The 14076-nt window shown below is 64.0% G+C and carries 11 protein-coding genes; 3 read left to right on the forward strand and 8 right to left on the reverse strand.

The genetic code is table 11. The features are described 5' to 3' along the window. Positions 1-33: 33 nt before the first annotated feature. Positions 34-1038, forward strand: coding sequence for a glycosyltransferase family 2 protein (locus AC1C2M_RS13130; protein ID WP_495436971.1), 1005 nt, complete (start codon positions 34-36; stop codon positions 1036-1038). Between the two features lie 89 nt (positions 1039-1127). Here the strand turns inward: AC1C2M_RS13130 and AC1C2M_RS13135 are convergent, their stop codons facing one another. From AC1C2M_RS13135 to AC1C2M_RS13150, 4 genes are read right to left on the reverse strand one after another with little or no spacing between them, the layout of a single operon-like run. Beyond that, positions 1128-2339 (reverse strand): mandelate racemase/muconate lactonizing enzyme family protein, encoded by a 1212-nt coding sequence (locus AC1C2M_RS13135; RefSeq protein ID WP_495436973.1) that lies wholly within the window; start codon positions 2337-2339, stop codon positions 1128-1130. Between the two features lie 8 nt (positions 2340-2347). After that, the gene (locus AC1C2M_RS13140) at positions 2348-3178 is read right to left on the reverse strand and encodes a carbohydrate ABC transporter permease (RefSeq protein WP_483406382.1); all 831 of its coding nucleotides are present in this window, start codon (positions 3176-3178) and stop codon (positions 2348-2350) included. Continuing rightward, positions 3178-4110, reverse strand: coding sequence for a carbohydrate ABC transporter permease (locus AC1C2M_RS13145; protein ID WP_483406381.1), 933 nt, complete (start codon positions 4108-4110; stop codon positions 3178-3180). The genes AC1C2M_RS13140 and AC1C2M_RS13145 overlap by 1 nt, the downstream gene beginning before the upstream one ends. Continuing rightward, positions 4100-5362 carry an ABC transporter substrate-binding protein gene (locus AC1C2M_RS13150; RefSeq protein ID WP_495436975.1) on the reverse strand — a complete coding sequence of 421 codons (1263 nt, stop codon included), beginning with the start codon at positions 5360-5362 and terminating at the stop codon, positions 4100-4102. The genes AC1C2M_RS13145 and AC1C2M_RS13150 overlap by 11 nt, the downstream gene beginning before the upstream one ends. 126 nt (positions 5363-5488) lie before the next feature. Between AC1C2M_RS13150 and AC1C2M_RS13155 the strand changes: the two genes are divergently transcribed. Then, positions 5489-6208, forward strand: a complete 720-nt coding sequence (locus AC1C2M_RS13155; protein WP_495436977.1) for a FadR/GntR family transcriptional regulator — start codon at positions 5489-5491, stop codon at positions 6206-6208. Positions 6209-6232: 24 nt separating this feature from the next. Here the strand turns inward: AC1C2M_RS13155 and AC1C2M_RS13160 are convergent, their stop codons facing one another. Further along, positions 6233-7738: an aldehyde dehydrogenase (NADP(+)) gene (locus AC1C2M_RS13160; RefSeq protein ID WP_495436979.1), complete on the reverse strand. Its 1506-nt coding sequence runs from the start codon at positions 7736-7738 to the stop codon at positions 6233-6235. After that, on the reverse strand, positions 7735-8802 hold the full coding sequence (locus AC1C2M_RS13165; RefSeq protein WP_495436981.1) for a fumarylacetoacetate hydrolase family protein: 1068 nt from the start codon (positions 8800-8802) through the stop codon (positions 7735-7737). The genes AC1C2M_RS13160 and AC1C2M_RS13165 overlap by 4 nt, the downstream gene beginning before the upstream one ends. 262 nt (positions 8803-9064) lie before the next feature. On the opposite strand from AC1C2M_RS13165, the gene AC1C2M_RS13170 reads away from it, so the two are divergent. Beyond that, positions 9065-9433, forward strand: a complete 369-nt coding sequence (locus tag AC1C2M_RS13170; protein WP_495436982.1) for an NIPSNAP family protein — start codon at positions 9065-9067, stop codon at positions 9431-9433. A 48-nt stretch (positions 9434-9481) separates the two neighbouring features. On the opposite strand, the gene AC1C2M_RS13175 is transcribed toward AC1C2M_RS13170, so the two are convergent. Beyond that, positions 9482-12187: a cation-translocating P-type ATPase gene (locus AC1C2M_RS13175; protein ID WP_495436984.1), complete on the reverse strand. Its 2706-nt coding sequence runs from the start codon at positions 12185-12187 to the stop codon at positions 9482-9484. Positions 12188-12323: 136 nt separating this feature from the next. Further along, entirely contained in the window at positions 12324-14003 is a 1680-nt protein-coding gene (locus AC1C2M_RS13180) for a beta-N-acetylhexosaminidase family protein (protein WP_495436986.1), read from the reverse strand. Positions 14004-14076: the final 73 nt, after the last annotated feature.

Below are 14076 nucleotides of genomic sequence, written 5' to 3' on the forward strand. Positions count from 1 at the left end.
GACCCCGGCAGGGCCCCCGCCGAGAGTGGGCGGATGAGTTCGAGCGCCGCCACAACCTCGACTGCCTCCCCGCAGCCGACCCGCCTCGCCGCCGAATACGTGCTGCCGCTCCGCTGGGCCAGCCGCCGTGCCGCCGATGCCAGCGAACTCGCCCAATACCTGCGCACCCTGAGCGCGCACCTCGACATCACTGTCGTCGACGGGTCGCCCGCCGCCGTCTTCGCTGCGCACCACGCGCTGTGGGGAGGCACTGTTCGTCACGTCGCGCCCGACGATCCGCCAACGGGCAACGGGAAGGTTGCCGGCGTGCTCACCGGCATCCGCCTGGCGCGCCACCGCGCCGTAATCATCGCTGACGACGACGTCCGATACGAGCGCAGCAGCCTCGAACGGATGGTCGCCGAGCTGGAGAGCGCAGACATCGTTCGCCCGCAGAACTACTTCACGGCACTGCCATGGCACGCGCGCTGGGACACGGCCCGCACCCTGATCAACCGCGCCGTGGCATCCGATTACCCGGGCACGCTCGGCGTGAACCGCGACCTCCTCCAAGAACTCGGCGGGTACGACGGCGATGTGCTGTTCGAGAACCTCGAACTCATCCGCACGATCGCGGCGGGCGGCGGGCGGGAGCGCCGCGTCGGCGATCTCTTCGTCGGACGCATCCCGCCGACCGCCGCTCACTTCGCCGGACAGCGGCTGCGCCAGGCGTACGACAGCCTCGCGCAGCCGGTCAGGCTTGTGCTCGAACTGGGCCTTCTCCCCCTGCTGGTGTGGAGCATCCGTCGCCCGTTGCGCCTCGCCGTCACCTCCGCGGCCGCGATCGGGCTCGCGGAATTCGGCCGACGCCGACACGGCGGCACGCGCGTCTTTCCGCCGACGAGCGCGCTGTGGGCGCCGGCCTGGCTGGTCGAACGAGCGGTCTGCGCCTGGCTCGCTGTCGGGGCACGGATGCTCGGAGGCGCGAAATACGGAAGCTCACGTCTGAAGAAAGCGGCGAACTCACCAGCGGTGCTGAGGCAGAAGCTCGGCGTGTGACGCCGTGACGCCGTGACACTGCGGTACCCGGCCCGCAGCCACCGCGGGGCGAGGGAGACAGCGACCGCTGTCCCCTCGCGCCCTCGGTATTACGGCGAAACCGCGACCGGGGTTCCCACCGGGCTGGCCGTTGGCTGGTTGAAGTACGACCGAGCGTCCGGGGGTCGGATGTCCGCCACAGCGTCCTCGAAGATACGCATCGGGTGTGGTGTGTAGGGATGCTCAGCGATGGCGTCCAGATTCAGCTCGATTCCGAGTCCAATGCCCTCGGGGATGAGCACATCGCCTTCGGGCGTCAACTGGAGTCGCTCATTGGAGATCTCGGTTCGCCACGGAACATCGATGGCCATGATCTCGAGGTAGCGGAAGTTAGGAAGTGCTGCGCCGAGCTGGAGCGTTGCCGCCGTGCTGAGTGGGCCGCTGGGGTTGTGCGGCGCAAACGGGACATAGTGGTGAGCCGCGAGTGTCGAAATGAACGACAGTTCGAGGAAACCGCCCGCGTGTGTGATGTCGGGCTGAACGAAGTCAACGGCGCCGCGCTCGAGCGCGGAGACAAAGCCCTGGCGCCCGTACCACCGTTCCCCCGCGGCGATGGCGACCGGCGAATGGCGACGAATCTCGATCATTGCATCGACGCCCTCAGGGGGGCATGGCTCCTCGAAGAACACAGGGTTGAAGCGCTCGAGTCGGCGCGCGACCCGGATCGCGGTAGGCACGTCGAACCGGCCGTGGCCCTCGATGAACAGTTCGACGTCGCTCCCAACCGCGTCCCGAACGGCATCGACCGCCTCCAGCATGCGGTCGATGTCGCGATCGGTCAGGTGGCGGTCGGCCGCTTCGAACGGGTCCCACTTCAGCCCCCGGAAACCCGATGCCACGGTTGCAACCGCCGCTTCGGCGAAATGCTCCGGCTTGGAAGCGCCGGAGAACCATCCGTTGGCGTACGCGCGGACCCGGTCGCGAACCGCTCCGCCGAGCATGCGGTGAACCGGCACGCCGAGCGCACGGGATGAAATGTCCCACAACGCCATTTCGAACGCGCTGAACGCTGTGCCAGTGACGGGCCCGCCGCGCCAGTAGCCGTTGCGGGCGGTTTCGTAGATGAGCTGAGAGATCCGTGTCGGGTCTTTGCCGATCACGGCTTGCTCGAGGACACGCACGGCACCGTGCACCGCGAACTCCTGCCCCTCAAGTGTCGCTTCGGCGACGCCCGTGAGCCCTTCGTCGGTCTCGACGATCAGGAAGATGAGGTTCGTGCGATAGAAGTCGACAGTGACCGTTTTCAGCTTGGTGATTTTCATGTGGTTCCTTAACCCTTGACGGCGCCGGCCGTCATTCCGGAGACAACGTATTTCTGAGCGAAGAGATAAAAAGCCACAGCGGGCAGCGTAAACATGAACGCGACCGCCATGATTGTTTGGATGGCGGTGCCTTGTTCGCCCACAAAGCCCGCGAGTCCAACGGATGCCGGCTGCAGCGCCTTGTTGAAGATGAACGTCACCGCGAAGACGTACTCGTTCCACGCGTGGAAGAAGGCGATGACGGCCGCCGCTGCGATCGCCGGTGCGATGATCGGCACGTTGATCCTCAACAGCACGGTGAGCGGTCGGCTGCCGTCGACCCTGGCCGCCTCTTCGAGCTCGCGCGGGATTCCATCGATTGCCCCCTTCAAAACAAGGGCGACGATGGGCAGGACAAACGCCGTGTTGGCGAGGATCAAACCACTCAGCGAGTCGAGCAGCTCGAACCGCCGATAGAGCGAAAACAGGGGCACAACCATCAGGGCTTCGGGAAGCATCTGGGTCATGAGCAGCAAAAGGCCAACGGCAACCTTGCCCTTGAATGAGAACCGCGAGAGCGCGTAAGCGAGTGGAATTCCGAGAACAATCGAAAATGCCGTGGTGCCGATAGCGACGATCGTGCTGTTGGCGAGCCAGGTCAGGGTCGGCCCATCCTTCAGGGCATCGACGAAGACACCGAACTGACTGAAGTCCGGTACCAGGCGGGGTTCAGCAGCGAAAAGATCCGCATCGCTTGTGAGCGCTGTCGTGAACATCCAGTAGATGGGGAAGACAGCGATTCCAAGCACAAACAGCACGGCGATCATCCGGCCGGCGACGCCCAATTTCATGCGAGCCATTAGTTACTTCTTTCTGCCGCTTGGGCCACAAAGCGGCTGCCAACCACGACGATGAGGGCGATCACGATGCCCACCATCCCGATAGCGGCGGCTGCTCCGAGCTGCTTGGAATCGAAAGCCTGTGAGTAGAGGTCGATAACGAGCGTCCGCGTGGTGCCGAGCGGACCGCCTCGGGTCATCAGCCAGATCAGCTCGAATCGCCTGAGCGACCAGATCGTCATGAGCAACGCGATCAGTCCGACGGTCGGCTTGATCACTGGCCAGGTAACGACACGGAATGACCACCACTTATTAGCCCCGTCCATCTGGGCTGCTTCCGTGAGTTCCGCGGGAACCGACTGAAGCGCCGAAAGCAGGACAACGGCGACGAACGGGAACAACTGCCAGATGGTGGTCGCCAGAATGGCGGTCAGGGCGAGGTCGGGGTTATCGAGGATGCCGCTTTCGCCGACGTCGATGCCCAGCGCCCGGAGAGCGCGAGTGATGATGCCGTACTGCGCGTTGAGCATCCATGTTGCGATCAGTGCCGTCGCGATACCCGGTGCTGCCCACGGCACAGTGACCAGTGCGCGGGCAATTCCACGTCCAGGGAACCGTCCGTTGAGGAGCAGCGCCACACCGAGCCCGAAGCCAACGGATCCGATGACGCAGGCGAGTACGTAGACAAACGTTGTTGTGAGTGTCTGCTGGAAATCGGCACTGCTGAATACTTTGACGTAGTTGTCGAGCCCCACCCAGTCGCTTCGCGTGGGGTTGAGCAGGTTCGTCCGCGTGAAGCTGAGGTAGATCTCCTGGAGAAGGGGGACGGCCTGGAAAATGACGATGTACAGGGCGGCTGGCAGCAGGAACAGGTATGGCGTCCACTTGCTACCGAGCGGACTACGCCGCCGCCGGCTGGTGCCGACGGCGGCGTTCGCAGTTTTAGCCGACAAGCTGCTCTGCCTCATCCTGCGCCTTGTCCATGGCCTCTTCCATCGTCTGCTGCCCCTGAAGTGCGGCGATGACCTGCGTCACGACGATCTTCCGGATGTCAGCGGTCTGCGGACCGAAGCCGACGACGATCTGGGGAGCACTGGAGTTCGTGAGCTCGTCGAAGACGGTCAGGAACGGGGTTTCCGCGAGCTGCTCCTCACTGCGTTCGGTCTTCGTGGCAACGCTCGACGCACCGAGCGCTTCCTGCAAGCCGACCTGGTTCTCCTCCTCGAGGACCCAGTTGATGAAGTCCATCGCCGCGTCCTTGTGTTCGCTGTTCGCGTTGATCACGATGGGAGCCATGATCGCGCCCTGAGCTCGTTCCGGGAACGGGATCGGAGCAACGCTGAAGTTCAGGTCGGGGTTGGTGCCGCGCGTGGCGACGAGGTAGCCACCGTTGTTCAACTCCATGCCGACTTTGTTCTGAGCAAACATCTTGCGGAAGGTCGCAGCGTCAGCACCCTTCGGGATGACGTTGGCGTCGTAGAGCGACTTGTAGGCCTCGAGTCCCTCGACGTTCTTCGGGTTGTTCAGCGTCAGTTCCTCGCCGTCGGACCACTCGCCGCCGAATCCGTAGACGTAGTTGAAGATGTCCTGCCAGACGCCGTTTTCTTCGGCCTGTGTCTGGCGGAACGCCAGTCCGTACACGTCGCCCTGAGTCGTGGCCTTAGCCGTTTCCATGAACTCGTCGAACGTGGTCGGCGGCTCGGGGATGAGGTCGGTGTTGTAGTACATGACGTAGTTGGAGGAGTCGAAGATCACTCCGTACCGCTCGTCGTTAACGCTCATGTACTTGTCTGGTCCGGGCTGGAGGCCCAGTTCTTCAGCGTCGATCTTGTCGCCGAGCGGCTCCAGAAGACCGGCGTCCGCCGCTGACGTGAACTCCGGCATGTCGAAGCGAACGAGGTCGGGTCCTTCACCGCCACCCATCTGAGTCAGGACGGTCTGCCCGAACGTGGGGAAGGGGACCGCCGCCGGTTCGATGGTTACGACATCCTGGCTCTCGTTGTACTCATCGATCAGGGCCTGGAGGCGGGGGCCAAGCCCCGGGTCGCCGAAGGTGGAAGCGGCGAAGGTGATGGTTGCCGGTTCGATGCTTCCATCGGCGGAGTCTGATTCGCCCGATGAGGAGCAGGCTGAGAGTGCCAGTCCGGATGCGAGAACCAGAGCGATCGCGGCACGGCGCGGACGCCGGGAGGTTGGGGGTGCCATCTTTACTCCTTTGTAAGTGGGGGTAGAGCCTAAGGGTGCTGTAGAACGTAAATATATAATAATAAAAAATGCAAAGTAGGCAATATTTCGGCGAAATATTAAAAACGCTGCGCTAGTGTCGGTTCTATGGCGGTGTATCCAGGCCGCGGCCTCCACGGTGAAGTAGTTGCTGCCCTTGGCCTGCGGATCATCAGAGGCGACTACCCGCCCGGTTTGACCATCGACATCGACAGCCTCGAGCCCGAGTTCGGCGTCAGTAAGACCGTCATTCGCGAGGCGCTGCGTGTCCTCGGTGCGAAGGGGCTCGTTGACTCCCGCCCGAAGCGCGGCACTTTCGTTCGGAGCCGTGACGCATGGAGTCTCCTGGACAGCGACGTGATGCGATGGCGGCGCGAAGCTCAGCGGGACGACGATCGTCTCCTCGCTGATCTCTCGGAGTTGCGCGACGCGATCGAGCCAGCGGCTGCGCGGCTCGCAGCTGCGCGACGTACAGACGAGGATCTCGCCAAACTCGAGTCCGCATTCGAAGCATTCGCCGCCGCCGGCCAGGACATCGGGCGCCTCGTTGCTGCGGACCTCGAGTTTCACCTTCTCCTGCTCGCCGCCACCCACAACGAGCTTTACGCCCGCCTCGATGTCGTGATTGCTCACGCGCTCGAAGCCAGGAACCGGATCCAACATCACCCGGAAGCTGGGTGGATGGACCCGGTCCCTGATCACCGTGCGGTGCTCGACGCGGTCAAGGCCGGGGACCCGGACGCGGCCGAAAGTGCGATGCGCTTCGCCCTTCGGGACTCGGACGAAGACCTTCGATCAGGTGAGCCGCCTTTCACGCCGGAAGGCTGAGGCAGCTTCGCTGCCCGCCACCGCTCAGGCGGCGGGCGCCAATACGCCGTCGATCCGACGCGGGATCAACGTGTACTGGTCGGTCAGCTCCTCGGGGAGCAGGGAATCGGGCAGGTTCTGGAACGCCACAGGCCGGAGGAACCGGCGAATCGCTGTCGCACCGACGGAAGTGTGCAGTGAATTCGTCGACGGCCACGGTCCGCCGTGGTGTTGGGCCCACGACACCCGGACTCCGGTTGGGAACTCGTTGATGATGATTCTGCCCGCATGCTCGGTCAGTGAGGGAAGGAGGCCTGCGGCAATTGGTTCGTCTCCTTCGTCGGTGTGGAGGCTGAAGGTGAGCGCGGCTGGCAGGGTCCGGATCGCGCCGCGCAGCTCCGAGGGGCTACCGTAGCGGGCTACCAGCAGTACGGGTCCAAAGCACTCTTCGACGAGCCGACCGCGCAGGTCTGAGTGGTCCACCGTGAGCAGTGCAGGACGCGTTGTGAATCCCTGCGCGTCGTGCGCTGGTGCCTGAGCGGCGAGTGTCGCGCCCGCCGACGCCAGCTCATCGACACCGGCGTTGAAGGAATCCCGCATGCCCTCGGTCAGCATCGTTGCGGCAGGTGCCTGCTCGACGAGTTCACGGAGGCGGGCTTCGATACGGTCTCCTGCGGCCCCAGTCGGCACATATGCGACCCCGGGTTTCGTGCACAGCTGCCCCCCGGAACCGGTGAAGGATGCGAATAACCCGTCGGCGATGGCATCCCCTCTGGCCTCCGCGGCCCCGGGAAGGATCATGAGCGGGTTGATGCTTCCCAGCTCGCCGTAGAAAGGGATTGGGTTGTCGCGTTCGTCGACGAGGGCCTGGATCGCCCTCGCGGCGTTGATGGAGCCGGTGAGGGTGACGGCGGAGATGTTCTCGTGTTGAACGAGGTCTTTCCCCGCCTCCATGCCGAAGACGATCTGAACCGGCAATGCACCGGTGATGAACTCACTGGTTCCCTCGCGCAGCAGTTGGATCGAGCGGAGCGAGGTCAGCGGGTGTGCCGGGTGTGCTTTCGCAACGACCGGGCAGCCGGCGGCCAGAGCGGATGCCGTGTCTCCACCCAAAATGGAGAACGCGAAGGGGAAGTTGCTTGCCCCAAACACGGCCACGGGCCCCACCGGAACCAGCATGCGGCGAATGTCCGGGCCTGTCCCGTCCTGGGTCGCATGATCGATCGCCGCTTCGAGGTACTGCCCATCTAGGATGACGCTGGCGAAGAGTCGGAACTGGTTGGACGAGCGAGTTATTTCGGTGCGCAACCGGGCCTCGGGGAGACCAGTCTCCTCGCCGGCCGTCGCCGCGAGTTCGTCCGCTGCAGCGTCGATCAGGTCCGCAATGCGGTTGAGCATCCGCGCCCGGCCCTCCCGCGACAGGTCGCGGAGCGGAGCGGAGGATTCCTTTGCGGTTCGAACGACCAGATCCACCTCTTCCGGAGTTGAGTCGGTGATGTCCGTTTCGATTGTCCGGCCGGTTCGGGGGTCGGTGGTTGTCACGGTGCTCATAGCAGTCCTCTCTGTGCGAGATTAGTCATCAGCGCACGTGCGCCAAAGGTCCATGGTTCGCAGCGCTCGGATTCACGCACGCGGTTAGTCAGAGCGCCGAGCCCTGGCGAGGAAATCCGGACGATGTCGTCGGGTTTGTGGGTGAAGCCGCCTCCCGGGGTGTCCCGGTCGTCGATCGGGGCGAACATCGTGCCGAGCATGAGAAGCGCTCCGTCCGGGTAAGAGTGGTGGTCGCCGATCAGCTGGTCCACGATGAGGCGCGGGTCGCGGGAAATTTTGGACATGTCGGATACGGCCCGCAACTGAAACCCGTCGACGCCATCGACCGCGAGTTCAACCTTCAGTTCACGCACGTGGTCGAGGTTAAAGGTGTCGTCAAACAACCGGATGAACGGGCCGACGGCGGCGGAAGCGTTGTTGTCCTTTGCGCGCCCGAGCAGAAGTGCAGATCGGCCCTCAACGTCCCGCAGGTTGACGTCGTTGGCAAGCGTCGCGCCAACAATCCGGCCGGTCGATTGCACGAGCAACGCAACCTCTGGTTCGGGGTTGTTCCAGAGGGAGGAGGCGAGGACGCCGACATCCGATGCTGTTCCGACGCTGGACAGGACCTGCGCTTTCGTAAACACCTCGGCATCCGGCCCGATCCCGACTTCGAGGTACTGGCTCCAGGTGCCCTGCTGGACCATGACCTCTTTGATCCGCGCCGCTTCCTCGGATCCGGGGACGATGCCGGCAATGTCTGCCCCGACGACCTCGACGAGTTCGTCACGGATGGCCGCTGCTGCTGCCGCGTCGCCTCCTGCGCGTTCTTCAATCACCCGCTCGATGAGAGAGGCCGCGAACGTGACTCCGGCGGCTTTCACCGCCTGGAGGTCGATGGGGGAGAGCAGCCACGGCCGGTCGCTTGCGCGGCGTTCCAGCGGAGTGTTCGCGAGTATCTCTTCGAGGGTTCCGATGCGTTCAGCCGGCGCTTGCCTGACCGCTCCAGCGGGATCGTCCGCCTCACAAAGGTCGCTCACCGTGGCGAACGAGGTGCTGATGTCCCAGAGCACTCCGTCCCGCACCAGAACAGGAGAGGGCCCGCCAACGCGAGGATCCCAGACTCGGCCAACAAGCGTCGCTTGTCCGGCATCATCAGGCAGCGCATGTTCGGCGGACCCCGCCCAAGGTTCCGGGAGGCCATCATCGGCAGCGATATGACGGTGGGGTATCACGAGTTTCGTCCTTCCAGTCGGAGGGGGCATTCGCGGAAGACACGTGGCGGCAGCCGCCCTTGGCCGCGTTCTTTATAATAATCATAATTTATGAGATAAAAAAAGGAGCCCCATGCTGGTTGAAGAGCGAACCTACGTCCTGCATTCCGAGGTCCGCCTTGCCGAGTACCTGTCGACGTACGAGCGGATGGGGCTGCCGCGTCAGAAGGAAATCCTCGGCGGATTCCTCGGGTATTTCGTCACGGAGATAGGAGTGCAAAACCAGGTCACCCACTTCTGGGCCTACGAAGACCTTGAACAGCGTCGGGAACGTCGTGCGGTTCTCGCGGTCGATCCCGACTGGATCGAGTGCATGGCGGCCATCCGCCCGATGATCCGCACGATGGAGAACAAAATCATGTATCCAACGAGCTTTTCGCCCATTCGCACGCTTCCGGTCGAGAGCTCAGACGAGCGGACCGCCTTCACCTGGCCAGCCTGAGCCGCAACCCTGCCCGCGAAGCCGCGATCTCTCAACCCACGGCATCCGTCACGCGCTCCGCCGCCGTTCCACGGCCCCGACGATCGCCTTTTCGACCTCGACGATGAGGAAAATGGCGACCCCGAACCCGAGCGCGATGCCCCACTCCCTGAAGCCGAGCGGCACGGTGTCGAACCAGGCCTGCATGAACGGCGCGTACGTGAAGATCAGTTGAATCGTGAAGAGAATCACGACCGAGTACCAGACCACGGGATTTCCGACCAGCACGCGCGGCGTCACGCTGGTGCTCCGCAGGAAGCGACAGTTGAACAGATAGGTGGCCTGGCCCAGAACGAGCATGGTGACCGCGCTCGTCTGTGCAACGGCGAAGTCGCTCCCGGTGTTCAGCACGAAGAAGAAGATGCCGATCGTTGCGGCGGTAATCAGTATCGACACGAGGATGATGCGGGGCAGCAGGATTCGGTCGATGACCGGTGCATTCCTGTCTCGCGGCGGCCGATTCATTACGCCCGGCTCCTCTCGCTCGTAGGAGAGGGCAATCGACAGCGTGACGCCGGTCACGAGGTTGACCCACAGCACCTGCGTCGGCTGCAGCGGTGGCACAAACCCGCCGAGCACGGCCGTCAGCACGACGAGCGCCTGTGCAAACGTGGTCGGCAGGAGGAACATCAGTGATTTCTGGATGTTGTCGAAGATCCGCCGCCCCTCGGCGACAGCTCGTTCAATGGTGGCGAAGTGGTCATCGGCGAGCACAATATCGGCAGCTTCCTTGGTCACCTCAGTGCCGTTGATGCCCATGGCGATGCCGATGTCGGCCCGCCGGAGCGCCGGTGCATCGTTGACGCCGTCGCCGGTCATCGCCACGACCTGCCCACGCGACTGAAGCGCCCGCACGATCCGGATCTTGTGTTCCGGACTCGTGCGCGCGAACACCGTAACCTCCGGCGCGATGGCCGACAGTTCGCCGTCCGACATCCGCTGCAGCTCCGCACCGGTCACCACCCGGGTGGCGTCGTCTTCGGCGAGGCCCAGCTCCGAGCTGATCGCGGCGGCCGTGGCGGCATGATCGCCGGTGATCATCGCGACCCGGATGCCGGCGCTATGGCACAGCCGGACCGCCTCGATGGCCTCGGGGCGGGGTGGGTCAGCGATACCGACGAGTCCCAGGAAGGTGAGGTCGCGCACCGTGTCGGTGTCGACATCCGTGAGTCTGTCCCTCCGAGTCCAGGCCGCCGCGAGGACGCGGAGCCCGGTCGCACCGAGTTCGTGGACGGCGGCGTGCCAGCGCGCGCTATCGAGCGGTTGCGTCGACCCGTCGGGGGCGAGTTGGGTGGTGCACCGCTCGAGGAGGCGGTCGGGCGCGCCCTTCGCCATCAAACGGATGACATCCGCCGGATCACGGTCGAGCACCGCCATGAACTTCGTCACCGAATCGAACGGCAGCTCAGCGAGGCGCGTGTGCCCGGCGGGATCGAAGCCCAGCTTCCGGGCGAGCACGACCAGGCTGCCCTCGGTCGGCGCTCCGACGATCGACCAGTCGTCGCCATCCTGCGCCAGTGCTGCGTCGTTGCACCGGGCCACGGTCGCAACCAGCGCGGCGAGGCTGAAGTCCGACAGCGCTGCGGCCGACCCGTCCGATGCGCGATGAATCTCACCCACCGGCCGGTAACCCTCTCCGGTCACGGCGAAACGCTCAGCCGGTGTGACGATCTCGCGAACCGTCATCTCATTGAGCGTCAGAGTGCCCGTCTTGTCCGAGCAGATCGTGGTGACGGAGCCGAGTGTCTCGACCGCGGTGAGCTTGCGGGTGATCGCCTGCTCTTTCGCCATCTGCTGCACCCCGAGCGCGAGGGTGATGGTCACAATCGCTGGGAGGCCCTCGGGCACAGCGGCGACGGCGAAGGTGATGGCAGACGTCAGCAGGTCACGCGCCGAGTCGTCGTGCAGGAGCCGCCCCGCCACCGTCATCACGGCCGCGGCCACGAGGATCAGCAGTGCCATCCGCTTGCTCAGGGCATCCAGTTGCAGCGTCAGGGGTGTCGCGAGCGGTTGCGCCTCGGAAATCAGGCTTTGAATGTGACCGATCTCGGTGTTCGGACCGGTCGCCGTGACCACCCCGACCCCCGCGCCGCCCGTGACAGCCGTGCCGGAGAACGCCATGCCCTCTCGATCGCCGACGCCGGCGTCGTGGGGAGAGGCATCCGTCGACTTCGCCGCGGCGACGGATTCGCCCGTCAGCGCGGATTCGTCGACCTCGAGCTGGTTCGCAGAGATCAGGCGGAGGTCGGCGGGGATCTTGTCGCCCGCACGAATCCGCACAATGTCACCGGGCACCAGAGTGTCGGCGCTGACCTCGATCCAACTCCCGTCGCGGCGGACGTGTGCCGAGAGCGAGAGCAGGTTCCGGATGCCGGCGAGCGCGCGTTCCGCCTGCCCCTCCTGGATGAATCCGATCAGGGCTGTGACAACGGCGACCGTGGCGATGACCCAGAAGTCGAGCCAGTCCCGGTACACCGCCTTGATGACGGCCGCGCCGAGGAGGATGTAGATGAGGATGTTGCGGAAGTGCCCGAGCAGCCGAAGAAGTGCTGGTCGCGGTTTGCCCTCGGCCAGACGGTTGGGTCCGTACTGGTTCAGCCGCGCGGCGGCCTCTGTGGTCGACAGTCCGTTCGGTGTGGATCCGAGCTGCGCCAGGACGGCGTCTGGCTCCTGGGCATGCGCCGCTGGTGCCCAAGCGTATGTCGATGAGCTCATGGGCAGCTTTCACATAGCGGATGCCCGCTTCGGCTGAAGCTGGCCCGCCAACTCTGCGTTGAGCCAGTGTCGGGCGACAGAGTCCGTTGCCCCTGTGCCGGCCCACCATGAGGGTCGGCACAGGGGCAGGCGGCCCTTAGTAACCCATGGAGATTCGCTGGTTCGCCCTCTCGGCAAGCCAGAGCCACCGGCCGACGGCGTCGCCCGTCGTGCTCTTGGCGCCGTCGAGCGCATCGTCGCGCAGCGTCCGCAGCCGGACGGGGTCGATCCGGGGACTGCCGTCCAGCTCCTCCATGACGCTGACGAAGGCATCCGCTTCAGCCCGCCCGCCGAGCCGAGTAGCGACGTCCTGTGCCATAAAGTCATCCCACGTGAGTTCGGGATCGTAACTGAATCGGCCGAACGCCAGGTAGCTCAGTTCGCTTGAGACGTGGTGCGGTGATGGTTCTCCCCAGACAGTGAGCCCCTGCATATTGAGCGCCGCTGATTTCTTGGCTAGTTCCGCGAAGTCCGGGGCATTGAATTTGTAACGTTCCGTTCGTTCATCACCATTCCACTGGCACGCGAACTGGCTGCGGATCACGTTTGTCCGCGTGGGAAGTGATGCGATATCTGCCGCTGTCAGATCCGTTCGAGCTTTGTTCCAGTAGGACCGGTTGAACGTGTGTTGATAGATTCCGCCGTCGGGAAGGGTGTGTAGCGGATCGTGCGCCGCGGGGTCGAGCAAGTTGTCCCATTGCAGCTCGCAGTACAGCCACAGGTCATCTCGCCCAGACTTTGCGGCATCGAAGAGCACTGGGAAATTGTCCGCCATGTCGGCGTGCGACCAGAACTCGGCATCATTGTCACGTCGGGTCGCCGTCTCTCGTTCACCTCGTCTGGCGTTGCAACGCGCGCAGCCACAGACCCCGTAGTCTCCTGCCTCAATGTTCACCCCGCCGACGTCGACCGTCTCGACGAGCCACGAGATTGCATCGCGCATCCACTCGATGTTCGCGGGTTCTGATGGGCACGCTGTACGCGTGTAGTCACTCTTGGGAAAGTTCAGCGGGAACGAGAGATCCTGCAACTGGAAGCCGACCCCGCGCTCCATCTCTGCCTCGTACGTCGGATTCTTGTCGAGCCAGGTGGCGAGGTTGTAAGGGTGATTGCCCTCCCAATACACCCCGCCGTATGCCCCGATGGCGATACCAGGGAGAATTCGAACTCCACGTTCATTGGCGTAACGACACAGTTCCTGCGCCGCTGGGACGCCCCCGTGGCTGTCTCGAAAGAACCCGTAAATGACGATCGCAGCGATTTGATTCATGCTGCAGAAATCGACCATGCGCCGATAGTCGGCGAGGAAGCCGCTTGGCGGTTTTCCGTAAGAGTTGAATACACCGATTTCCTGGTGGCCCACCTGGTTAAGCTCCCAGTTGGTCGAGTGGTCCCACGTCCAGAACGTGCGGTACGCGAGCTTCGGGGTGCGCTCTACGACACGGTCCATGACGCGAATGCCTGTTGGCGTGGCCTCTGAGAGGCGCTGCACCAATTCCTCCACTCCATAGATGACACCGGAGAACGGCCCGCCCGTGAGGGTGATAACGGGAGCGGCTGCCGAGTCAACATCAATCCGGAAGGCGCCTTCGGGCAACGCCGGTGACTCCCGCAATCGCACTGTCGGAAGTGAGTCGGGCAGCTCTGATTGTGTTTGAGCGGCGAGCCAGGTGAGATCGTGCCAGGACTCTCTCAAACGGCGAGCAGCGTGCGGATGGGCATCAGCGCCAAGAATGGCGACGCGACCGGAAATATGAACGTGTGAACCCTGTGACATCGATCGTCTCCTGAAGAAATCTGAACTGGAAGCGATCGGTAGAGCGAACGACAGGTGGTTATGTAACATAGCC

This window comes from Mycetocola sp. Y444 (assembly GCF_059445295.1).